Source organism: Mycobacterium sp. 236(2023), assembly GCF_029623955.1.
GTDB lineage: Bacteria > Actinomycetota > Actinomycetes > Mycobacteriales > Mycobacteriaceae > Mycobacterium.
This window is the reverse complement of the sequence record NZ_JARSBP010000002.1, coordinates 742425-764481: the sequence shown is the minus strand read 5'-3', so window position 1 is coordinate 764481 and position 22057 is coordinate 742425. Positions and strand designations below refer to the sequence as shown.

Annotated in this window: 18 protein-coding genes; 8 read left to right on the top strand and 10 right to left on the bottom strand. The window is 66.1% G+C overall.

Features of this window, described 5'->3' with window-relative positions:
- Positions 1-17: 17 nt before the first annotated feature.
- Positions 18-425 (bottom strand): hypothetical protein, encoded by a 408-nt coding sequence (locus P9A17_RS06235; RefSeq protein WP_278037709.1) that lies wholly within the window; start codon positions 423-425, stop codon positions 18-20.
- 277 nt (positions 426-702) lie between these two features.
- On the opposite strand from P9A17_RS06235, the gene P9A17_RS06230 reads away from it, so the two are divergent.
- From P9A17_RS06230 to P9A17_RS06220, 3 genes are all read left to right on the top strand, one after another.
- The gene (locus P9A17_RS06230) at positions 703-1257 is read left to right on the top strand and encodes a hypothetical protein (protein WP_278037708.1); all 555 of its coding nucleotides are present in this window, start codon (positions 703-705) and stop codon (positions 1255-1257) included.
- A gap of 64 nt (positions 1258-1321) precedes the next feature.
- A complete protein-coding gene (locus P9A17_RS06225; RefSeq protein WP_278038622.1) occupies positions 1322-2590 on the top strand; it encodes a peroxidase in 1269 nt (422 codons plus the stop codon).
- Positions 2587-3603 (top strand): hypothetical protein, encoded by a 1017-nt coding sequence (locus P9A17_RS06220; RefSeq protein ID WP_278037707.1) that lies wholly within the window; start codon positions 2587-2589, stop codon positions 3601-3603. The genes P9A17_RS06225 and P9A17_RS06220 overlap by 4 nt, the downstream gene beginning before the upstream one ends.
- Before the next feature lie 12 nt (positions 3604-3615).
- Here P9A17_RS06220 and P9A17_RS06215 read toward each other — a convergent pair whose 3' ends face one another.
- Positions 3616-5814 (bottom strand): AAA family ATPase, encoded by a 2199-nt coding sequence (locus P9A17_RS06215; protein ID WP_278037706.1) that lies wholly within the window; start codon positions 5812-5814, stop codon positions 3616-3618.
- 102 nt (positions 5815-5916) lie between these two features.
- On the opposite strand from P9A17_RS06215, the gene P9A17_RS06210 reads away from it, so the two are divergent.
- From P9A17_RS06210 to P9A17_RS06200, 3 genes are all read left to right on the top strand, one after another.
- The gene (locus tag P9A17_RS06210; RefSeq protein WP_278037705.1) at positions 5917-10461 is read left to right on the top strand and encodes an ATP-dependent helicase; all 4545 of its coding nucleotides are present in this window, start codon (positions 5917-5919) and stop codon (positions 10459-10461) included.
- Positions 10461-11213 carry an endonuclease VIII Nei2 gene (gene nei2 / locus P9A17_RS06205; RefSeq protein WP_278037704.1) on the top strand — a complete coding sequence of 251 codons (753 nt, stop codon included), beginning with the start codon at positions 10461-10463 and terminating at the stop codon, positions 11211-11213. The genes P9A17_RS06210 and nei2 overlap by 1 nt, the downstream gene beginning before the upstream one ends.
- A gap of 131 nt (positions 11214-11344) precedes the next feature.
- Complete coding sequence (locus P9A17_RS06200) at positions 11345-12268, top strand: hypothetical protein (protein WP_278037703.1); 924 nt, start codon at positions 11345-11347, stop codon at positions 12266-12268.
- A 39-nt stretch (positions 12269-12307) separates the two neighbouring features.
- Here the strand turns inward: P9A17_RS06200 and P9A17_RS06195 are convergent, their stop codons facing one another.
- The 3 genes from P9A17_RS06195 to P9A17_RS06185 form a co-directional block, all read right to left on the bottom strand.
- The gene (locus P9A17_RS06195; RefSeq protein ID WP_278037702.1) at positions 12308-12736 is read right to left on the bottom strand and encodes a hypothetical protein; all 429 of its coding nucleotides are present in this window, start codon (positions 12734-12736) and stop codon (positions 12308-12310) included.
- A gap of 156 nt (positions 12737-12892) precedes the next feature.
- Positions 12893-14017: an acyl-CoA desaturase gene (locus P9A17_RS06190; RefSeq protein WP_278037701.1), complete on the bottom strand. Its 1125-nt coding sequence runs from the start codon at positions 14015-14017 to the stop codon at positions 12893-12895.
- 32 nt (positions 14018-14049) lie between these two features.
- Entirely contained in the window at positions 14050-15105 is a 1056-nt protein-coding gene (locus tag P9A17_RS06185) for a ferredoxin reductase (RefSeq protein ID WP_278037700.1), read from the bottom strand.
- Between the two features lie 69 nt (positions 15106-15174).
- On the opposite strand from P9A17_RS06185, the gene P9A17_RS06180 reads away from it, so the two are divergent.
- Both P9A17_RS06180 and P9A17_RS06175 read left to right on the top strand, forming a co-directional pair.
- Positions 15175-15846: a TetR family transcriptional regulator gene (locus P9A17_RS06180; RefSeq protein WP_278037699.1), complete on the top strand. Its 672-nt coding sequence runs from the start codon at positions 15175-15177 to the stop codon at positions 15844-15846.
- Between the two features lie 10 nt (positions 15847-15856).
- Entirely contained in the window at positions 15857-16636 is a 780-nt protein-coding gene (locus P9A17_RS06175) for an enoyl-CoA hydratase-related protein (RefSeq protein WP_278037698.1), read from the top strand.
- 10 nt (positions 16637-16646) lie between these two features.
- Here P9A17_RS06175 and P9A17_RS06170 read toward each other — a convergent pair whose 3' ends face one another.
- The 5 genes from P9A17_RS06170 to glpD form a co-directional block, all read right to left on the bottom strand.
- Positions 16647-17792: an aromatic ring-hydroxylating dioxygenase subunit alpha gene (locus P9A17_RS06170; protein ID WP_278037697.1), complete on the bottom strand. Its 1146-nt coding sequence runs from the start codon at positions 17790-17792 to the stop codon at positions 16647-16649.
- A gap of 53 nt (positions 17793-17845) precedes the next feature.
- Positions 17846-18616, bottom strand: coding sequence for an SDR family oxidoreductase (locus tag P9A17_RS06165; protein WP_278037696.1), 771 nt, complete (start codon positions 18614-18616; stop codon positions 17846-17848).
- Positions 18616-18882 (bottom strand): RNA-binding protein, encoded by a 267-nt coding sequence (locus P9A17_RS06160; RefSeq protein WP_278037695.1) that lies wholly within the window; start codon positions 18880-18882, stop codon positions 18616-18618. Before P9A17_RS06160 ends, P9A17_RS06165 begins: the two co-directional genes overlap by 1 nt.
- Positions 18883-19362: 480 nt before the next feature.
- A complete protein-coding gene (locus P9A17_RS06155) occupies positions 19363-20223 on the bottom strand; it encodes a pseudouridine synthase (protein WP_278037694.1) in 861 nt (286 codons plus the stop codon).
- Positions 20220-21965, bottom strand: a complete 1746-nt coding sequence (glpD, locus tag P9A17_RS06150; RefSeq protein ID WP_278037693.1) for a glycerol-3-phosphate dehydrogenase — start codon at positions 21963-21965, stop codon at positions 20220-20222. The genes P9A17_RS06155 and glpD overlap by 4 nt, the downstream gene beginning before the upstream one ends.
- Positions 21966-22057: the final 92 nt, after the last annotated feature.

Genomic DNA, 22057 nt, shown 5'->3' with positions numbered 1-22057 from the left:
CTCCTCGTTTGCCGTTCTCATCGTCCGCGCCCGCCGCCGCGGCCGCCGCCCCCACCAAAGCCACCGCCGCCGCCGCCGAAGCCGGGCCCGCCGATACCGCCCGGCCCGCCCGGTCGACCCGGTCCGCCGGGGCCTCCCGGCCCTCCCGGGCCACCGGGACGTCCGGGATCCCAGTCGATGTCGGCGTCCAGGTCGAACTCGACCCCCCACCACTCGTCGCAGTCGTACCAGTCGATGTCGCACGGATACGGGGCGTACGGCCCCGACGACCCGCTGGGGCCGTCGCCGGTGTTACTGCCGCGCACGGTGCCTTGGGAACAGATGGTCGTTCCGCCGGCACTCGTGCAATCGGCCGCGGCAGGGGGCGCCACCGCCACCGCAGTCGACACCACTACAGGTGCGACTAACAAGGTGGCCAACCGCATCGCAGACTCCTCCCGCGCTGATTCGGACCTGAGGTTAGGCACCGAAAACCATGAGGACATCCCCCACAAAGGGTGAAACTTTGCTGATACGGACCGTCCGGGGACCGAACCGGGGTAGCGTCGAATTCGCCTGGGGTCAGGCCACTTCGGCTGTCCCTAGCAGCCACGCCGCCCGGCGTGACCCCAGGCTCTAATATTGCGAGCTTCCCCCAGTTCGGGGGAGGACACCGTATGCGGGCCGTCCTAGCATCCGATCGACACGATCGGGAGGGTGGTCATGGCGGACGACACTTGGGCGAGGCCCGCAGCGATGGCGATCCCACCCGAGGGGTACCACGAACTCGAGCGTGGCCGCTACGGACCGGTCTTCCCCCGCACGCCGGCGTGCCACGGCTTCTCCATCATCGCGAAAGTCAAGGACGGGCGCGAGGACGCCGTCCGTGCCTATGGCAAGCAGATCGAAGAAGCGATCGCGGGCAGCCCCGACGTGCTCGCCCCACTGCGCCTGCACTACCTGCGCTGGATTCTGTTCGACGTGGGGTCGGGGCTGCACTTCCAGTATCAGGGCATCTTCGACACCGACTTCGACAAGTACACCGAGGACGCGGTGCGACTGTTCAGCGCGACCGGTATCACCACTGTCTTCACCAATCTCGAAGGCTTCCCGGAAGATTGGAAGACCAACCCCGAAGCGTTCATCAACTTCGTCCGCGAACATCAGGTTCCGAGCTTCCTGGAGTACGGCGAGTACCCCTACGTGACCGCCGACGAGATCAAGAAAGCGCTGCGGCTCAAGGCCGCGTTCTCCGACATGCTCGACCAGATGCAGTGACCCAGTGGAAGCCACGCTCGATCTCGACGACATCCAGCACATCCTGCTGACCCGGACGCCGGCCATGACGGGTCGGTACGAGTTCCTGACGTTCGACACCCCTGCCGGGGGACGGGCTTGGTTGTCGGAGCTTCTCGATCGGGTGCAGTCGGCGTCGGACGCTGCCGCCACCATGGATGCGTCCAAACGGTGGATTACGTTGGCGTTCACCTGGACTGGGCTTCGCGCGCTCGGCGTTCCCGAGGAAGCACTGGCCACCTTTCCCGACGAGTTCCGCGAGGGCATGGCAGCCCGCGCCGACATCCTCGGCGACACCGGTGCCAATGCTCCGGAACACTGGGTGGGCGGGCTGGCCGGAGACGACATCCACGCGATCGCCATCCTTTTCGCCCGCGATGACGAGGAACACCGGCGCTGCGTCGGTGAACACGACAAGCTCGTCGCGCGCTGCGACGGCGTCCGCACGGTGTCCTATCTCGACCTGAACGCCAACCCGCCGTTCAACTACGCCCACGACCATTTCGGGTTCCGGGACAGGCTCTCCCAGCCCGTCATGAAGGGTTCCGGAGAGCAGCCGACGCCAGGGTCGGGAGCGCCTCTGGAACCCGGCGAGTTCATCCTCGGCTACCCCGACGAGTTCAGCCCGACACCCGAGATCCCAGAGCCACAGATACTGTCGCGCAACGGAAGCTACATGGCCTACCGGATGCTTCAGGAGCACGTCGGGGCCTTCCGCTCCTATCTTGCGGACAACGCCGCGAGTCCTCAAGAGCAGGAGTTGTTGGCCGCCAAGTTCATGGGGCGCTGGCGCAGCGGCGCTCCCCTCGTACTGGCACCCGACGCCGACGACCCCGAGTTGGGGGCGGATCCGATGCGCAACAACGACTTCGACTACAAGGAGATGGACCCTCTGGGCTACGCATGCCCACTCGGTTCGCACGCGCGCCGCCTCAATCCGAGGGACACCGCCCATAACATGAACCGCCGCAGGATGATTCGTCGCGGCGCAACCTACGGGCCGGCTCTGCCTGACGGTGCGCCCGAGGACGGCGTCGACCGCGGTATCGCCGCGTTCATCATCTGCGCGAGCCTGATCCGCCAGTTCGAGTTCGCGCAGAACGTGTGGATCAACGACAAGTCGTTCCACGAACTCCGCAACGAACACGACCCGATCTGCGGCACTCAGGACGGCACGTTGGACTTCACCGTGCCCAAACGTCCGATCCGCAAGGTCCACAAGGGAATCCCAGCGTTCACCACGCTGCGCGGTGGCGCGTATTTCTTCCTGCCGGGCCTCAACGCGCTGCGCTATCTGGCAGAGGGACCCCAATGAGAGTACGAGCGGCCCGCACGTACAACCAGGACCATCTGCCCCGGCCGCGCGACGGCCGCCGTCGGGTCAGCATCTACTGGACGTGGAGTTATCCCTGGGAAGCACAACGTGATCCGGCAGCAATGTCGAATCGGTTCTCCACTCTCACCGAAGTTCGCAACGTCGTCTATCCCGCCTACGAGAAGCCTGAGTTCGAAGCCGAGAATTTCCTCCAGGGCATCGCCGGGACACTCGAGCTCTTCCATCGCTCCACCCTCTCCTTCCAGGACCTGGCGGGAGAGGAAACCGGCCATCCCGTCGCCGTCTTCCAGCGTGTCGACCAGGCCGGCTACCGGCAGCCGATCGACGAACGGATCCTCGCAGACACCGACACGTTGATGATCTTCGGACTCGATCACCTGAATTCGGGACTGGAAGCCGACCGCGAAGAGGTCGAAGCGATCCGCGAATGGCTCCGCGGTGAAGGCACCTGCCTGTTGCTCGCCCCACATCACGACGTCGGATTCACCGACGACCTCGCCCAACGTCAGATCGAGTACGAACACCACGGCGACAGGCTTGTGCCACGCAAGCAACGATTCAGCCGCTATACCCGATCACTGATGCGTGCGCTGGGCGTCCCGGTGCACAACATCTGGGGCCTTCGGCCGGCGCTTCAATCCGGCACCCGAGAACCTTTACCACTGACCACTTTTCGTGATTTCGATGAGCTCGCGCTACTGGCTGGGGTTTCGACGCTGAGCTTCCACCAGCACCTGCCCCACTACGAACTGACGGCCCCCGAAGGCGCCGCGCTTCGGGTGCTGGGGCGCCAGCCGGTCGATCTCGACCGGCCGCACCCGTTCACCGCGTCAGGCAATATCGAGTTCAACGCAGTGATCTGGATGCCGCCGGACGGTGACCGGGCCGGCGACATCGTGCTCATCGACTCCACGCATTTCACAACGCTGTTCGGCGGTACCGAGAGTCTGCAGAACCTATGGCGGAATGTGGCGAGAATGACCTATGGATGAGACGCCCCAGGCTCACTCCGGGATCAGACCGACCCTCTTGGCTTCGGCGACCGTCTCAGCGCGGGATGAGACTCCGAGTTTTCGGTAGATCGATGTCGCCTGGCTCTTCACGGTTTCACGACCGAGCACTAGTTCTTCGGAAATCCGTTGCAGCGAAAGATGGGTGGCCAGCTGCGGTAACAGTCGAAGTTCGGCGGCTGTGAGGGGATGGGTGCCACCTGCCGCCATCGCTTTCACCCGCTCGACGCGTTGCACCAGTGCGATGGCGTCAGGTTCGCGGTGGCGGATGCGGTCCGCCACGGCGAGATGGCCGCTGAGCATTTCCGGATCCTGCATCACCGCCGCCGTCCAGGCGAGCAGTCCGTGCCCCAGCAGTGCGGTGCGCGCCGACAGGTGTCCCAGACGGTCGAGCAGCGTCTGGGCCGTCGCAGCTGAGCTCCGCGCCCCTGCCTCGTCCCCCACGCGTGCCGCCATGACCGCACTCGTCGAGTACACGACGATCATCGGCACCACGTCGCACAGGTCGTACTTGTCGACGAGCATCCGGGCCGCGTCGGAACGTTGCACGGCCCCTTCGTCGTCTCCGGCACCCAGATCGAGAAGTGCGAGGTGCGCCAGCGCCGCGGCGTGAAACCCGGGCAGATCCTCGATGACCGGTAGGGCGGATTCCAAGAGCAGGCGCGCCTTGTTGACCTGCCCCCGCATGGCTTCGGCGGCGCCTTTCATCACGGTCGCCGCACCCCACCATGGGTTGACCAGGCTGTCACCGGCGGCGCGGACGATATCGGCATGCCGCACGACCTCGGCCACTCCGCCGGCGCCCACGAGCGAACTGATCAGGGCTACAGCAACATTGACCGACGGCGTGCCGTCGGACAGTGGACTTCCGTGATCGCTGCGCAGCGCCAGCATCAGTGACCGCTGGATGAGCTCGGCGTCGGCCTTCGTGACGCCGAGCCATGCGCGCGCGACCGCGGCGTCCGGATGCTCGGCGAAGGTGCGTGCGTCGAGCATGCTCAGCCTTCTGGCGAGCACACCGACTCGGCCGTCGAAGCCGAGCCGGACCGCTTCGCGGCCCACCAGCGCGGCGGCGCGCTCCCGGTCCCCCGCCTCGAGCGCATGAAGAAGGGCACCGTCGATATCACCCACACGTTCCAGCAGATCTGCTGCGCCAGAGGCCAACGTCCGAAATCGAGCCGGCTGGACATCACGCAGACGACCCCGCAGCACATCCCCGAAAAGGTGATGGTACCGAAACCAATCCCCTTGGTGATCAAGAGAAATCAGGAAGGGATTGCCCGATGTCGACATCACGCCCAGCATGCGGGCCGAGTCATCACGCCCGAGGACAGCATCCAACTGTTCGGCGTTGAAACGGTCGAGCACCGCCGATTCGAGAACGAAAGTCGCCGTGTGGGCGTCGAGTCGGTCGATGACCTCCTCGACGATGTAGTCGACCACGAAGTTATTGCGCCCCGCGAGCGCCTCCAGCGCGGCACCGTCGCGCAGTGCCATCGCCGTCAGGATCACCCCGGCCGCCCAGCCCTCACACAGGTTGACCACCGCAGCCAAGGTGGCGTCGTCGCTGAGTCCGATCACCGACTCGACAGCGGCCACCGCCTCGTCAGCAGAGAAACGCAACAGATCCTGCCCGACTTCGATGACGTCGCCCTGGAGTCGGCGGCGCGGGACTTCCAGCGGCAACAGGTAGCGACCGAGGAGGGCAATGGTCGTCGTCGGCGGAGCCGCATCGACGAGGGCGTGCAGCGTCGTGGTTGCCTCAGGAGTCGATAGCTTGTGGACGTCGTCGAGCACCACGACCACGGGCCCGCATTCCTCAAGAAGCTGGACGACCGCAGGCAAGAGGTGCGTGTTCGCATCTCGACCGGGTCCGCCGAGGAAGGACAGCAGGTTGTTGTCGGCATCGGTGCTCCGCACGATCGCGGTGGCGATGTGCAGGAGCAGGTGAGTGGGGTCGTCGTCGAGGTGGTCGATACGTGCCCACGCGAACGTGCGGCTGTCCTCGGTATCCCACACCGCCGCCGCGGTGGTCTTGCCGTAGCCCGCTGGGGCGGTCACGACCACGAGGTCACCACCGGCAGCCGCTCCCAGCTTCGTGAGCAGGTCCGGACGCCGGACGATGCGGTCGGCGATTCTCGGCCGCCCCAAAGTCGCGGCCGGAACATGCGGCCGCCAATCCCCCGCCACCACGATCAAGATCTTATGTCTGAATCTGACAAAAGGTCGCCGTTATTGACGGTGCCGATCCCGCCCACCCGCCTAATTGTCGGCACCTGAGGGCACCATGGACCCATGTCCACCACGACCGACCCGCTGGCGCGTTTCAGCGGACTCACACGTGAGTGGTTCACGGGCACGTTCGTCGAGCCGACTCCGGCGCAGGCCGAGGCGTGGAACGCCATCGCCGACGGTGATAACACGCTGGTCATCGCACCGACCGGCTCAGGTAAGACGCTCGCCGCGTTCCTGTGGGCGATCGATGGCTTGGCTCGCGAGCCCCGAGACACCCGCGCCACCCGGGTTCTGTATGTCTCCCCGTTGAAGGCGCTGGCTGTCGACGTCGAGCGCAACCTTCGCACCCCTCTGACCGGGATCTCACGCATCGCCGAGCGCGTCGGCGAGGAGCCGCCGGCCATCAGCGTCGGGGTCCGGTCCGGCGACACCACCCCCAGCAAGCGCCGGGAGCTGATCACTAAGCCGCCCGACATCCTGATCACCACACCCGAATCTCTGTTCCTGATGCTCACGTCGGCGGCCCGCGAGACGTTGGCAAGCGTGCACACGGTGATCATCGACGAGGTGCACGCCGTCGCCGGCACTAAGCGTGGCGCGCACCTGGCCCTGTCCTTGGAGCGCCTGGACGCGATGCTGGACTCGCCCGCCCAACGGATCGGCCTGTCCGCGACGGTGCGTCCCGCCGAGGAAGTCGCGCGTTTCCTGTCGGGCGCATCCCCGACGACCATCGTCGCCCCGCCCGCCGCCAAGACGTTCGACCTGTCGGTCCAGGTTCCCGTGCCCGACATGGCCAACCTCGAGGACAACTCGATCTGGCCGGATGTCGAGGAACGGATCGTCGACCTCGTCGAAGCGCACAATTCGTCGATCGTCTTCACCAACTCCCGCCGCCTCGCTGAACGACTGACGGCCCGGCTCAACGAGATCCATGCCGAGCGGGCCGGTGTCGAACTGGGCGCCCACAACCCCGGTGTGGCCGGCGGGGCGCCCGCCCACATCATGGGCAGCGGGCAGACCTACGGCGCGGAGCCGGTGCTGGCCCGCGCCCACCACGGCTCGGTGAGCAAGGAAGCCCGCGCCGACGTCGAGGACGCCCTCAAGAGCGGTCGGCTCAAGGCCGTCGTCGCCACATCGAGCCTCGAGCTCGGAATCGACATGGGCTCGGTCGATCTGGTGATCCAGGTCGAAACCCCGCCCTCGGTGGCCAGCGGCCTGCAGCGCATCGGCCGCGCCGGCCACCAGGTCGGCGAGATCAGCCAGGGTGTGCTGTTCCCCAAGCATCGCACCGACCTCATCGGGTGTGCCGTCAGCGTGCAGCGCATGCTGGCCGGACAGATCGAGACGATGCGGGTGCCCGCCAACCCGCTCGACGTTCTCGCCCAGCACACGGTCGCCGCCGCGGCGCTGGAGCCCATCAGCGCTGAGGCGTGGTTCGACACCGTGCGGCGCAGCGCACCGTTCGCGACACTCCCGCGCAGCGCTTTCGAAGCGACCCTCGACCTGCTCTCAGGCAAGTACCCGTCGACGGAGTTCGCCGAGTTGCGCCCCCGCATCGTGTACGACCGCGACACCGGCACGCTGACATCGCGGCCCGGTGCGCAGCGGCTCGCGGTCACGTCCGGTGGCGCGATTCCCGACCGCGGCCTGTTCACGGTGTTCCTGGCATCGAGCGCCGATTCCGAGAAGCCCTCTCGCGTGGGTGAACTCGACGAGGAGATGGTGTACGAGTCGCGGCCGGGCGACGTGATCTCCCTCGGCGCGACGAGCTGGCGGATCACCGAGATCACCCACGACAGGGTGCTCGTGATTCCCGCCCCGGGTGAGCCGGCCCGCTTGCCGTTCTGGCGCGGCGACGGAGTCGGGCGGCCCGCTGAGCTGGGAGCGGCGATCGGCGCGTTCACCGGTGAGCTCGCCCGGCTCGACCGCCCGGACTTCGAATTGCGTTGTCAACAAGTCGGATTCGACAGCTACGCGACAGACAATCTGTGGCAGCTGATCGACGAACAGCGCGCGGCGACGTCGGCGGTGCCGTCGGACACCACGCTCGTCGTGGAGCGATTCCGTGACGAGCTGGGCGACTGGCGGGTGATCCTGCACTCTCCCTATGGACTTCGGGTTCACGGCCCGCTGGCCCTTGCTGTGGGCAAGCGGCTTTACGAGCGGTACGGCATCGACGAGAAACCGACCGCCTCCGATGACGGCATCATCGTGCGCCTGCCCGACACCGATGACACCGCCCCCGGTGCCGACATTTTCGTGTTCGACGCCGACGAGATCGAACCTTTGGTCACAACGGAGGTCAGTTCGTCGGCGCTGTTCGCGTCGCGGTTCCGGGAGTGCGCCGCCCGTGCGTTGCTGCTGCCCCGCCGCCACCCCGGCAAGCGCTCACCGCTGTGGCACCAGCGTCAGCGAGCCGCTCAACTGCTCGACGTCGCGCGCAACTACCCCGACTTCCCCATCGTGCTCGAAGCGGTCCGGGAATGCCTGCAGGATGTCTACGACGTCCCCACGCTGAGCGCATTGATGGGCCGGATCGCCCAACGCCGGGTGCGGCTCATGGAGGTCGAGACGCAAACCCCGTCCCCGTTCGCGGCGTCGCTGCTGTTCGGATACGTGGGCGCGTTCATGTACGAGGGCGACAGCCCCCTGGCCGAACGGCGCGCCGCCGCACTCGCTTTGGATCCGACGCTGCTGGCCGAGCTGCTGGGCCGCGTCGAACTGCGCGAGCTGCTCGACGCCGACGTGATCGTGAACACGACGCGCCAGTTGCAGCACCTCACCCCGGAACGGCTCGTGCGCGACGCCGAGGGTGTGGCAGACCTGCTACGTCTCCTCGGGCCGCTGACATCCGACGAGATCGCCGAGCGGTGCGCTCAATCGGAGGTCGGTGGTTGGCTCGAAGGTCTGCTGACCGCCAAGCGGGTCGTGACGGTCTCCTACGCCGGACAGACCTGGTGGGCGGCAGTCGAGGACATCGGGCGGTTGCGTGACGGTGTCGGCGTGGCCGTGCCCGTCGGCGTCCCGATGGCGTTTCTCGAACCCATTGTCGATCCGTTGGGTGAACTGCTGTCGCGGTATGCGCGCACCCGCGGGCCGTTCACCACCGCCGACGCGGCGGCGCGGTTCGGCCTGGGGCTCCGAGTCGCCGCCGACGTGCTGGGCCGACTGGCCGCCGACGGCAAGCTCGTCCGGGGCGAATTCACCGACGTGCCCACCGATTCCGGCGGGGTCGACCAGTGGTGCGACGCCGAGGTGCTGCGCATTCTGCGTCGGCGCTCGCTGGCCGCCCTCCGCGCACAGATCGAACCGGTCAGCACGGCGGCGTTCGGCCGGTTCCTCCCTGCATGGCAGATGCTGGGTTCGGACTCGGTGTCCGGGGTGGACGGCCTCGCGTCGGTGATCGACCAGCTGGCCGGGGTGCCGATGCCCGCCTCGGCGGTCGAGCCGCTGGTCTTCGGTCAGCGCGTCCGCGACTACCAGCCCGGCATGCTCGACGAATTGCTGGCCTCCGGCGAGGTGCTGTGGTCGGGATCCGGGTCGCTGTCGGCCGCGGACGGTTGGGTGTCGTTCCACCCGACGGATACCGCACCGTTGTCGCTCGCACCGCCGGGCGAGCTCGATCTGACCGACGTCCACCATCAGGTCCTGGCGGCGCTGTCGGGTGGTGGCGCCTACTTCTTCCGGCAACTGTCCATTGACGGAGTGTCGACAGAGTCGTTGAAAGAAGCTCTGTGGCAGTTGATCTGGGCCGGCTATGTCGGTGGGGACACGTTCGCTCCGGTGCGGGCGCTGCTGGCAGGCACGAAGGGATCGGGTAGCCGGCGGACGGCCACGCCGTCGCATCGACACCGGCGGGCGCCGCGGTTGAGCCGTTACAGCCTCAGCACGTCCAGCCTCAGCGCACACCGTGATTCCGATCCGACAGTGGCCGGGCGGTGGTCGGCGCTGCCCGTGGCAGAGGTGGATTCGACTGTGCGGGCGCACTACCAGGCCGACCAACTACTGGCACGCCACGGAGTGCTGACGAAAGGCGCGGTGGCCGCCGAGAACATTGCCGGCGGGTTCGCCTCGATGTACAAGGTGCTGACCACGATGGAGGATGCGGGCCGCTGCCAGCGCGGCTATTTCGTCGAATCCCTTGGCGGCGCACAGTTTGCGACCGCCAGCACCGTCGACCGGCTGCGCAGTCACGCCGACAGCATCGACGATAAGCAACAGAGCCTGCGCGCCATCGCGTTGGCCGCCACCGATCCCGCCAATCCCTATGGTGCCGCGCTTCCGTGGCCGACCCGAAGCACCGACGGCGAAACCGCCCACCGACCCGGTCGTAAAGCGGGCGCTCTCGTCGTGCTCGTCGACGGCGAGCTGACCTGGTTCGTGGAACGGGGTGGCCGGTCGCTGCTGAGCTTCACCGCCGACCCCGAGACGGCCAACGCCGCCGCGGCTGCACTGGCTGAACTCGTGACGCGCCAACGGGTTCCGGCATTGCTTGTGGAACGCATCGACGGGGTGCCCGTCCTGGAGTCGCGCGGGTCGGCGATGGTCGAGGCGTTGACGACGGCCGGGTTCTCGCGGACACCCCGAGGACTGCGGCTGCGCTGATGCCCGAAGGTGACACCGTCTTTCGCGCCGCCTCCAAACTGCGGGACGCTCTGGAGGGCCGGCAACTGACGCGGTGCGACGTCCGCGTCCCGCGCTATGCGGCGGTGGACCTTTCGGGTCAAGTCGTCGACGAAGTGCTCAGTCGCGGTAAGCACCTGTTCATCCGGGTGGGTCAGGCCAGCATCCATTCGCATCTGAAGATGGACGGCGCGTGGGTGATCGGCCGGGTCCGGGTCCCGGCATACAAGATCCGCATCGTGCTGGAGACCGCCGAGTCCCGGGCCTCGGGTGTGGATCTCGGGGTGCTGGAGGTCCTCGACCGCGCGACCGATATGGAGTCGGTCGCGCACCTGGGCCCGGATCTGCTCGGGCCCGACTGGTCGGCCGAGCTGGCGGCCGCCAATATGGTGGCCGACCCCGATCGGCCGCTGGCCGAGACGCTGCTGGATCAGCGGGTCATGGCCGGCGTCGGCAACGTGTTTGCCAACGAGCTGTGCTTCGTGTTCGGGCTGCTGCCGTGGACGCCGGTTCGGGAGGTCACCGATCCGCTCCGGTTGGCCACGCGCTCGCAACAGATGTTGTGGGCGAACCGATTACGCAACAATCGCACGACGACCGGCAACACCCGCCACGGCCAGGATGTGTGGGTGTATGGACGGGCCGGCCTCCCCTGCCGTCGATGCAACACGCCTATCGAGACCGACAAGGACACCGAACGCGTCACCTACTGGTGCCCGAACTGCCAGCGCTAGTTCCCGCCGAAATTGCATTCCAGCAGCAGAAGTTCGAGTAGACGTCTGCGCATACGCAATCTCGGCGGTCGCTGTGGATAACATCGGTGGCAGGCCTCAGTTTCGTCGGTCCCCACGACGACCATTCGGCCATGAGCAACATCATCATCGGCACCGAAGCGATCGCGAATGGCGTCGTCACCCGACACGAGCTATGCCGGCACTACCAACCGATATTCAGAAATGTTCACGCACCACGGGTTCAGAGCCTGACAGTCCGTGATCGCGCGATCGGCGCGTGGCTCTATTCGCAGCGCGTCGCAGTGATCAGCGGATTGGCGGCAGCGGCACTGCACGGCGCGCAGTGGATCGATGACACCGTCGATATCGAGCTGGTCTACAAATGCCCCCGCCCACCGGGTGGCATCATCGCCCGGAACGAGCGGATCGCCGCGGACGAGTGGCAGGATCTCGACGGTCTGCCTCTCGCATCCCCCGCCCGCACTGCATTCGACCTCGGCCGCTATCGACCCGACTACGACGCCATGGCGCGCCTCGATGCGCTCATGGCGGCGCGGCCGTACTCAATCGAAGACGTCTTGGTCTTGACCAAGCGGTACAAGGGAGCCCGCGGCGTCGCGCGCCTCAAGGCCGTACTTCCCTTCGTCGACGGTGGCGCCCAGTCGCCTCGCGAGTCCTGGTGGCGAAAGCTCGTCATCGACAGTGGCTTTCCGATCCCCCAGACCCAGATTCCCGTCGTCGACGAACACGGGAAGCACATTCGCACCGTCGACTTCGGCTGGGACGGCTATCAAGTCGCCTTCGAGTACGACGGGGGCCAACACCAGTCCGATCGCAAGCAGTATCTGTTGGACCGATACGCCATTCCTGCACTGCGCCGCCGCGGATGGGCCGTCTCCGTCGTCGTCAAAGAAGACGACCCCATCCACGTCATAGAGGAGCTGAAGGCTGCGATGTATGCCCGTGGTTGGCGTGGTGCGGTGCAGATCCCCCGCTACGCCTACTCATCCCGGCGCCGCGCCGAGATTGCTTCCAGACAGGGAAAGTGCGAGTAGAGCCCTGCTGGAATGCAATTTCGGCGCGCGTGAAGGAAGCTAGACCGTGCAGTCGACGCCGGCGACGTCGCGCGCGATCACGCAGGCCGACGGGTTCGACAGCTTCCAGGTGCCGTCCTGGTCGATCCAGTAGATGTTGTGCGTCTTGGTACCGAAGATCGGGATGGTGACGGCGATCTGCGCATCGAGCTGGTTGCCGTTGAGCACCGGGTTCTGGACCTGCCAGTTCACCATGCCTCCATAGGTGTTGAGCCGGTTGGCAATGTTGTCGGCGGTCGGCACGGCGGCGTCGCCGCCGGCCAGCTTCGACGCGCGCACCTGGGTCGGCGTTCCGGTGTTGAGCACCTGCTGCAACTCCGACGTCAGCTCGCCCGCAGAGGGAACCGGGGGTTGTGCCCAGGCAACGCCGATCCCGCTCAGGGCACCTGCTGCCGCCAACACCGATACCGCCGCAACCGCAGCACGCATGAAACGTTCCTTCCGCAAAGATGACCCGACCCTGCACACCTCACCATGCGGACAGCGTTCCGACAAGACCTACGTCCCGAGACCGTAGATGCCGAAAATCGCACTCCACGCGGCGGATCCGACGGGCGGGCCGCGTGGAGTGCGATTCGAACAAGATCAGAAGGGAAGCGCGAACTTGACGATCTTGCGAACCACCGTCGCAAACTGCTTCGGCAGCGGACCCGTGTTGTAGGGCACGCCGTAGCGCTCGCAGATCTCGCGAACCTTAGGCGCGATCTCCGCGTGCCGGAACGCCGGAATGTCGGGGAACAGGTGGTGCTCGATCTGGAACGACAGGTTGCCGCTCAAGATGTGGAACAGCTTTCCGCCCGTGAGGTTGGCGGAGCCGAGCACCTGGCGGAAGTACCACTGCCCGCGCGTCTCGGCCTTGGTCTCCTCGATCGAGAACTCCTGGACGTCTTCAGGGAAATGTCCGCAGAAGATGATCATGTACGACCACACGTTGCGCATCAGGTTCGCGGTCAGATTCCCCGCGAACACCCACGGCGCGAACGGTCCGGCCAGCAGCGGGAACGCGACATAGTCCTTGAGCGTCTGGCGCTTCGTCTTCGCCCAGATCTCACTGAGGATCTCCCGCTTGTCGGTCAGCGTGATCTCACCGGACGCGATCTTCTCGCTCTCCAGCTCGTGCAACGCCACCCCGTACTGGAACAGCACCATCAGCAGGAACGCATACACCGGGTTACCCAGGTAGTAGGGCCGCCACTTCTGGTCGGAACTCATACGCAGGATGCCGTAGCCGATATCACGGTCCAGCCCAACGATATTGGTGTAGGTGTGGTGCATGTAGTTGTGCGAGTGGCGCCACTGGTCGGCCGGGCACGCGGTGTCCCATTCGAAGCCCTTGCTGGAGATCGCCGGGTCACCCATCCAGTCGTACTGGCCGTGCATGACGTTGTGGCCGATCTCCATGTTGTCGATGATCTTCGACAGACCGAGCATCGCGGTGCCGGCGAGCCAGAACGGCGGGAAAATGCCGCCGAACAGGAGCGCCCGGCCACCGATCTCAAGGCCGCGCTGCGCCTTGATCATTCGCCGGATGTAGGTCGCGTCGCGCTCGCCGAGGTCGGCGATGACACTTTCCTTGAGTGCGTCGAGCTCGCGGCCGAACGCTTCGGCCTGCTCGGGTGTCAACGTGATGGGCTTGCCCGCCACGGTCTTGGTGATGGTCCGCGCCTGCGCGGCGGTGGTGGCGGCGGTGTTGTCGAGAACTTCAGTCATGACTTTGCCTCCCTTGTCTATTCAGGTCCGATTTAAAGGTCGATGCAGACGTCGCCGACGGGTGCGGACACGCAGATCTGCACGTCCTCTTCCTCGCTCGAGGACACCGCTCCGGTGACGACATTGCGGACGATTCCGCTGGTCTTGCGTCGTGTGCAGGAGAAGCAGATGCCCATGCGGCATCCGCTCTCCGGAGTCAGGCCCGCGTCCTCGGCCTGGTTGAGAAGCGGCCTGCCGTCGTCGACGACGTCCTGGCCGCTGGCGGTGAAGCGCACCGTGCCTCCGGTCGATTCCGAGGCCGAGAAGTCCGGGGGCACGAAGCTTTCCGACTGCGCTTCGGGGAACACCTCCCGGACCGCGTCGACGAGCGATGGCGGCCCGCACACGTACACCGCGTCGGGATCGATGTCGACGTGCTCACGGCCGAAGCGGCCGTCCAGGTTCGAGCCGATGCGGTTGCGCGTGAACCCGTGCAGCACGGTCACATTCGGCATCGCATACGCAATCTCGGCGAGTTCTGCTCGGTAGCAGGCCTCGTCGGCAGAGCGGGCGTAGTGGACGAACACCACCTCACCGGTGTGCCGCCTCGCACGCAGCGTGCGCAGCATCGACATGACGGGTGTGATCCCGCTGCCGCCGGCGACGAACAACACTCGGCCCACCCCGGAGGCAGGCAACGTGAAGTCGCCTCCGACCGAGTCGAGGCCGACGACCATGCCGGGGCGCGCGTGCTCGAACAGGTAGGTCGACATCAGTCCGCCGTCGTGGCGGCCGATGGTGAGCTCGATGTTGCCCTCGTTCTCGCCGTTGGCGGGCGAGTACGGCCGGGTCCGGCGGCGACCGTCGATCTCGACGGAGACATTGATGTGCTGGCCGGCGCGGAAACCGGTGAACGCGCGATTGGGCGCCAATGTCAGGGTCACACTTCGCGACGTGGTGCGTCGCACCCCGATGACCCGGGCGCGGCCCTGACCACGCGTCCAGGTGGGGTCGACCAGCTCGGTGTACCGGTCGACGCCGTGCGGACCGGTCAGGAGGTCCAGCAGGGCGGACCGCTTACTCCGCTTGGTCAATGTTTCAGTGAACATATGTACACCGTGCGCGCCACGGATCGGCTGCGTCAAGAGATCGACCCAGCTTGTGGTAGGTTTCACATAGTGAACAGTCGTACGCCCAGCTCACGATCGGGGCGTTCACGCAGGGATCGGGACGACAAGACCCAGTCACGCGAGGAACGTAAGGAAGCCACCCGCCGCGCCATCGTCGACGCGGCACTACACCTGCTTGCCGAGCGCGGCTTCAGCGCCCTGAGCCTGCGTGAGGTCACCCGCGAAGCCGGGATCGTGCCCGCGGCGTTCTACCGCCACTTCGAGTCGATGGAGACGCTCGGTCTCGTCCTGATCGACGAGTCCTTCCGGTCGCTACGCGACATGTTGCGGGGCGCACGCGCCGGCAAGCTCGACCCGAACCGCGTCATCGAATCGTCGGTCGACATCCTCATCGACGGCGTCCAGGCGCGTCGCGAGCACTGGCGGTTCATCGGGCGGGAGCGGTCCACCGGCGTCACCGCGCTGCGCTACGCCATTCGCACCGAAATCCGGTTGATCACTTCGGAATTGGCGATCGACCTGGCCCGCTTCCCCAATCTGAACACCTGGAGCAGCGAGGACCTCAACATCCTGGCCAGCGTGTTCGTCAACACGATGATCGTCATCGCCGAGTCGCTTGAAGATGCCACGGACCCGGCCAGTGTCGAAGAGATCCGGCGCACCGCGGTCAAACAACTGCGGATGATCACTGTCGGCGTGGCGGGTTGGCGCAGCAGTTAACGTGACGGGCATGTCGCCCGTACTGGAAGTCGTCCATCCCCGACCCGAGATCGCGGTCGTCACGCTGAATCGGCCCGACAAGCTCAATGCGCTGTCCTACGAGCTGGTCGAGGCGTTGCACGCCGCGCTGGACGCCATCGCCGCCGACAACACGTGCCGTGTCGTGGTGCTCACGGGTGCGGGACGGGGTTTCTGCTCCGGACTGGACCTGAGCGTGCCCAATCCGGACGAGGCCGGCGGCGGGACCGAATTTCCACGGTCGGGCATGCGGTGGCAGGAGCGCATCGCCGATCTCACCGCCAAGATCCACCGCCTGCGCCAGCCGGTGATCGCGGCCGTCAACGGCGTGGCCTACGGCGGCGGGCTCGGAATCGCCGCGGCGTGCGATCTGCGCATCGCGTCACCGTCGGCACGGTTCTGCACACAGTTCATCAAGCTGGGACTCGGAGGTTGTGACATCGGAGTCAGCTACACCCTGCCCCGAATCGTCGGCGCCGGTGCAGCTTTCGACCTCATTCTCACCGCTCGCGCGGTGGATGCCGACGAAGCACTGCGCATCGGACTGGTGTCGCGGGTGAACGAAGCACCCCTTGATGAAGCGTTGTCTGTCGCCGAAACCCTCTGCGGCTATGGAAAATTCGGCGTCGAATCGACCAAGCAGGTGCTGTGGGCGAACCTTGAAGCATCGAGCCTGGAGGCCGCTCTGCACTTGGAGAACCGCAGCCAAATCCTGTCGTCGACCAGCGGCGAGATGCGCGAGGCCGCCGCGAAGATCCTGAAGAAGGCCTGAGCGCTGCAGGTCAGTCCAGCGCGACGCCCAGCTCGCCCGCGAGCACACGGATCATGTGCTGCACGCCGATCTCGTTGCGGCCGATGACCATATGGTCGTGCTGTCCGTGCCGCACTCCTTCCCCACATTGGGGCAGCATCACGAAATCCTCGTCGCGCACGGCGGCGTGCACCTGGCTGTAGATCTCGTCGTAAAACGCGCGTTGCGCGTCGTCAGTCGCCGGGTAGCGCGCCATCCAGCTGTGCCGCACCGAGCACCGCGTAGGCTCACCCGCGGGCAGGATGTCGATGATCTCCACTCCCACGGGGCTGTTGGCGAGGACCAGGTTCGGATAGATCCAGTAGATGACACCCATGCGCAGGATGGGATCCCAGTCCTCGGACGGGCTTTCGTTGAGATCGGCGATGTTGTTGAACGGGAAGCCGATTCGGTGATGACGCCCCCATTCGTCATAGACGTGCGTGTTGGCGACGGTGTTCTGCCCTATGACGCTCTGGCCGTGGACGAACGGGAAATGGTAGCCCTCGGCGAATGCCTCCAATGCCCCCTTCCAACTGGTTTCGGATTCGAACTCGCGCTGGTCGTGGTAACCGAACGCCGCGTAGTTCCACTGGTCGAGCTCGGCGGCAAAGCTGCCCAGGTGTGCGTCGAGGTCGATGTCGGCTCCCGCTGTCAGCACCGCCCAGACGAAGCCGAAGCGTTCCTCGTTCGGCAGCTCGAGGAGCCCGTAGCCATCCGGGTCGATTCCGTCGAAACCCGCTTTCCCGGGTATCCGCACCAACTTGCCTGCAGTGTCGTAATTCCAAGCGTGATAAGGACATACGAAGCGACGGGCGTTGCCGCTGCCGCAGGCGGGCATGGCGCCACGGTGGCGGCAGTAGTTCAGGAAAACGTGCGCCCGCCCTTCGCCGTCGCGGGTGACCAACAGGGAATCGCCCAGCACCGAGCGCACCACATAGTCGTGGTTCTGCGGGATCTGCGCACTCGGCACGATCGCAAGCGGAGTGCGCCGGAGGATCGACGACTCCTCGATCTCGGTGATCTTGGGGTCGCGGTAGTAGTGCAGCGGCACCCGCAGGACTGAATCCGCCATGTCGGTGGTCTTGCCGTTCACCAGAGCGAGGCCGCGCTCGGTCAACGTCCGATCGATCGTCATACCGTCACCATACACATCGACTCATGCGTATGGTCAACAACTGGCGGGTGGCCCTACCTGGGCGTCCCACCACCGTCGACGATGATGACCTGCCCGGTCATGTAGCTGCCGGCATCCGACGTGAGCAGCAGCGCGGGCCCAACCATCTCGTCCGCGGTCGCAAGCCGCCCGACCAGCGTGCCGCCGACCATGCCGTCGATGGCCTCCTGCGGGTTCTTGCGCATCATGTCCGTGTCGACGGGCCCCGGCGCCAAGGCGTTGACGCGAATGCCGTCCTTGACGAGTTCGGCCGCCATCGACCTGGTGAACGACATCATCGCCGCCTTCATCGACGCGTAGATCGACAACATCGGCGCGAAGATGAACGCCCCGACCGAGACCATGTTCAGCACCGCGGCGTGCTCGCTGGCCTTCAGATGCGGCATCGCCTCCTGCACCAGCAGAACGGGGCCGCGGAGGTTGACGTCGAAGGACTTGGTCATCGCCTCTGCGGTGATGGTGCCCAGCGGCATCGCCAGCGGGTTCGCGGCGTTGTTGACCACGACGTCCAGGCCGCCGAACTCCGAGACGGTGCGTTCGACGAGCGCACCGACATCGTCGACCTCCCCCAGATGCGCAGGCACACCGACGGCCTGGCCGCCAAGTTCACGTAAATGCTGCGCCGCCCGCTCACACGCCTCGGCCTTGCGGCTCGCGACGACGACGCGGGCGCCGGCCAGGATGTATCCCTCCGCGAGGGCCAGCCCGATCCCGCGCGTGCCGCCGGTGACGATGACGGTCCGATCGGTCATGTCGAAAAGCCGGTCGAAAGACGAACGGTCCATCAGATGCACCCGCTCACGTTGATCCTGCGTCCGACGTCGGCACAGACCGCGACGTTCGGCGTCGGCGGGATGTACACCGGCGGAGGCGGCGGGGGCGGGGGATAGTCCAGGACGTCGTTGAGCTCGGACAACGGGTCCGAGCAACCGGTGACGTCCAGATGCACGCCACCGACCGACCCGCAGACCACCGCCCGGCTTGGCGGGGCGGGCGCCAGAGCCCCTCCCAGGACCACTGCTGCCGCCACCACGAGCCAGCTCGTACGCAAGGCCACTCCTCTGCTTCGGGCGGTCGACGCCGCCGACATCTTGCAGATTGTGGCAGCCGTTACGCCGCCATGAGGCTCAACTCGCGCAACACGAAGCGGTCGACGTGCGCACGCGAGCACTGCACCCAAGGACTGCGTGATCTTTGCCGCACTTGCACTGTGACGGCGCGTTTTCGCGCATAGATACAGCATTTGACCTTGGTATGACGCCAGCGCAAACACCGCGCTTAGTAGCCGAAATTCAGCCTAGTGCGCAAATGAACTATACAAACGACTTGTCGGAGCTTTGCCTAGTCAGGGCGTAGATTGACGGGGAAGCCAAATCGGTCAGCGAACTCTTTGCGGATGCAGTACATTGCCGTGTGTGCGGAGTCGGGGCCGCGCGGGCACGGAACGGAAATCGCGTCACAACGCTTCCGGTGTGCGCTCAGATCGCGATCATGCGCGATCGACCGAGGGGAGTCGCGATCTGAGCGCACACTATCCGCCCGCCACCATCCGATCACTGGCGAATCGGCGGTAGATGCCCGTCAGCGGATCCCTGAACTCCAGCGACTGCGCGAGAAGCGCCAGCGGTGCGGAGAAGTCAGCGGGATCGACGTCGATGATGTTGGGATACAACGGATCTCCGGTGATCGGCACGCCGAGCCTCGACATGTGCACGCGTAGCTGGTGAGTACGACCCGTCCTCGGGGACAGTCGGTACAGACCGTCGACATGCTCGACCAGCGTCTCCGCGTTCGGCTCACCTGGCTCCTCCACCGCTTGCAAACTCCCCCGCCGCTTGACGATTCGGCTTCGAACCGTCACGGGCAACTCCAGCTCGGTGTCCGTCGAGGAGTGCGCCAGGTAGATCTTCGTCACTTCCCCGCGCGCGAACAGGGTCTGGTACGCGCCGCGGATCTCGCGGCGGACGGTGAACAGCAGAACACCCGCGGTCAGTCGGTCGAGCCGATGTGCAGGACTCAGATCGGGCAACGCCAATTCCCGCCGGAGCCGGACCAGTGCCGTCTGGACGACGTGCCGGCCGCGCGGCATGGTCGCGAGGAAGTGCGGCTTGTCCACGACGACGATGTCGCTGTCGCGGTACAGAATGGGAATGTCGAAGGGAACGGGCACTTCGTCGGGCAGATCGCGGTACAGGAATACATGCGAGTTCGGCGGCAGCACCGTCGACGCGGTCACGACTGTGCCGTCGGCGCAGAACACCTCTCCGGCAAGGACTTTCGCAGCAGCAGGTTCGCCGAAGCGGTCGGCCATCTCGACCAGGACCGCTCCCCCGCGCAGTCTGACCCGCGCCGGTCCGAGGCCGTCCCGATCCGGCAGCGGGCGAGGCCTCAATTCAGCGGTACCGGCTCAAGGATCTCGGCCCGCGCCTCAGGAGCAGCGGCCCGCAACGCATCTGCGGACGCGTCGTCGGGTTGGGTCTGGGAACGCACCTCGGCCTCGACCCGGGCCAGGTACGTCTGAACTTCACGGTCGACGTCCTCGGGGCTCCAACCCAGAATGGGCGCAACGACTTCGGCGACCTCACGCGCACAGTCGACGCCCCGGTGGGGGTACTCGATGGAGATGCGCATCCGGCGGGCGAGGATGTCTTCGAGGTGCAGCGCCCCCTCGGCCGCGGCCGCATAGGCCGCTTCGACTTTGAGGTAGACCGGCGCCTCGGTGATCGGTCCCAGCAGTTCAGGTCGGTCTTCGGCGAACTTGAGCACTTCCCCGATCAGCGAACCGTAGCGATCCAACAGATGCCTGACCCGATACGGATGCAGATCGTAATGCGAACCGACACTTCCTGTTTGGTTGACCAGAGCGAAGTATCCGTCAGCTCCCATCAACGGGACCTTCTCGGTGATCGATTTCGCCACCCGCGTCGGGATGAACTCGGCGGCAGCGTCGATCGCATCCTCGGCCATCACGCGATAGGTGGTGTACTTGCCGCCGGCAATCGCCACCAGTCCCGGCGACGGTACCGCCACCGCATGCTCACGCGAGAGCTTCGAGGTCTCTTCGCTCTCCCCCGCCAGCAGCGGACGCAGCCCGGCATAGACCCCGTCGATGTCGTCGTGGGTCAGCGGGGTGGCCAGCACCTTGTTGACGTGACCCAAGATGTAGTCGATGTCGGCCTTCGTCGCGGCCGGGTGGGCAAGGTCGAGATTCCAGTCGGTGTCGGTGGTCCCGATGATCCAGTGCGTGCCCCACGGGATGACGAACAGCACCGACTTCTCGGTACGCAGGATGATCGCCACCTCGCTGACGACACGGTCCCGCGGCACCACGATGTGCACGCCCTTGGACGCGCGCACCCGGAACCGGCCGCGCTGCTTCGACAGCGCCTGGATCTCGTCGGTCCACACGCCGGTGGCGTTGACGACCACGTGGCCCCGCACCTCGGTGACGGCGCCGTCCTCGGAGTCCCGCACCCGCACACCGGTGACCCGGTCACCCTCGCGCAGCAACGCCACCACCTGCGTCGACGTCCGGACGACAGCACCGTAATGCGCCGCGGTGCGCGCGACGGTCGTGGTGTGGCGCGCATCGTCGACGACCGTGTCGTAATAGCGGATCCCGCCGATGAGGGAACTGCGCTTCAGCCCCGGCGACAGCCGGAGAGCACCCGAACGCGTCAGATGCTTCTGTGCCGGAACGGATTTCGAACCGCCCAGTTGGTCATAGAGGAAGATGCCGGCTGCGATGTAGGGCCTCTCCCAGTACCGCTTGGTCAGCGGGAACAGGAACGGCAGCGGTTTCACCAAATGCGGCGCCAGCGTCGTCAGCGACAGCTCACGCTCGTGCAGTGCTTCCCGCACCAGCCCGAACTCCAGCTGCTCGAGATAGCGCAACCCGCCGTGGAACATCTTGCTGCTGCGACTCGACGTCCCGGACGCGAAATCGCGCGCCTCGACAAGCGCCACCTTCAGGCCGCGGGTGGCCGCGTCCAGGGCGGCACCCGCCCCGACGATGCCCCCGCCGATGACGATGACGTCGAACTGTTCGCTGCTGAGCCGCTCCCAGGCGCGACCGCGCTGGTCAGGGCCCAGGAATGTCTGCCCGTTGCCTGGAGCTGGGATCGGGTCACTCACGCTGGCCGACTCCTCGGTTACTCGTCAGTACGGATTGCCGTTCCCAGGCTAGCCGGATGACGATCGGGCGGCGAGGAAGCAGGTACCGAAAC